This is a genomic window from Pseudomonas sp. K5002 (genome assembly GCF_013386655.1).
Taxonomy (GTDB): domain Bacteria; phylum Pseudomonadota; class Gammaproteobacteria; order Pseudomonadales; family Pseudomonadaceae; genus Aquipseudomonas.
In genome coordinates this window covers 1-430 of the sequence record NZ_JACARK010000651.1, presented here as the reverse complement: position 1 = coordinate 430, position 430 = coordinate 1, and the positions used below count along the sequence as shown (strand labels likewise).

At 61.4% G+C, this 430-nt stretch carries 1 protein-coding gene; it reads right to left on the bottom strand.

Annotated features, from left to right (window positions below):
- Positions 1 to 42 precede the first annotated feature (42 nt).
- The coding region (locus HX846_RS25530) for a DUF3530 family protein (RefSeq protein ID WP_178966332.1) at positions 43 to 430 on the bottom strand (388 nt) is incomplete at its 5' end.

Here is a 430-nt window from a genome sequence, read left to right as displayed (position 1 = left end):
CCGCTCCCACATTTTGTTCTCCAGTGTTTTTGAGATTTACGATCAGTCTCCGGGATTTTGCGGGCTCAGCCACCCGCGAATCCGCCGGTACAGCTGCTCTTGCCCTGCCTGGCTGTTATCGGGGAGGGCCTTCAACGACACCTGCTTGTAGCTGTCATTCTTCAAACGCTTGCTGGCCTGGGAACGTTCCTGGGCCGCTTTGCGTGCCTGGGCGTTGTCCTGGTAGAAAAAGTCTGCCGTGGCCAGCTTCAGTTTCGGTGCCAGTTGTTGCAGGTCCGGGGCACGGCCCGCCGGGGTCTGCGCGGCCACCATGACAAATTTCTGCACCTGCGCCGGTTGTTTTTCACTCAGGTAACGCGCGGCCCACCAGGCGCCGGTGCCGTGGCCGAGCAATACGACGCTGCGGGCATTCTGGGTCTGGGCGAAGGCG